This is a genomic window from Hungatella sp. SL.1.14 (assembly GCF_024460495.1).
GTDB classification, from domain to species: domain Bacteria; phylum Bacillota; class Clostridia; order Lachnospirales; family Lachnospiraceae; genus Hungatella; species Hungatella hathewayi.
The window spans coordinates 1-303 of record NZ_JANFYJ010000316.1 but is presented as its reverse complement, the minus strand read 5'-3'; the positions used below and the strand labels follow the sequence as shown (position 1 = coordinate 303).

The 303-nt window shown below is 50.2% G+C and carries 1 protein-coding gene; it reads left to right on the top strand.

Annotated features, from left to right (window positions below; translation table 11 throughout):
- The coding region (locus NE473_RS31160; protein ID WP_256265647.1) for an HAD family hydrolase at positions 1-303 on the top strand (303 nt) is incomplete at both ends.

Sequence of the window (303 nt, the reverse complement as noted above, 5' to 3'; positions counted from 1 at the left end):
AAGGTCTCATTACGAAAGACCATATCACGGATACCAGATTCGGCGCCGTGTTTGAGGCCCATAGCATCAGTGCTGACGGGATACAGACTGAGCACAGATACAGAGAAATCCTGAATCATACCGCCATCGTCATGCCGGAAGCCGTGGAGGTGCTTACGTATTTACAGGACCGGTATGATCCGTATGTGGTGACAAACGGTTTTACAGAGACTCAGAAGATGCGGATGGCGGATTCCGGTCTGGACCAGTATTTTAAGAACTCCTTTATTTCCGAGGAGGTCGGGTACCAGAAGCCGCAGAAAG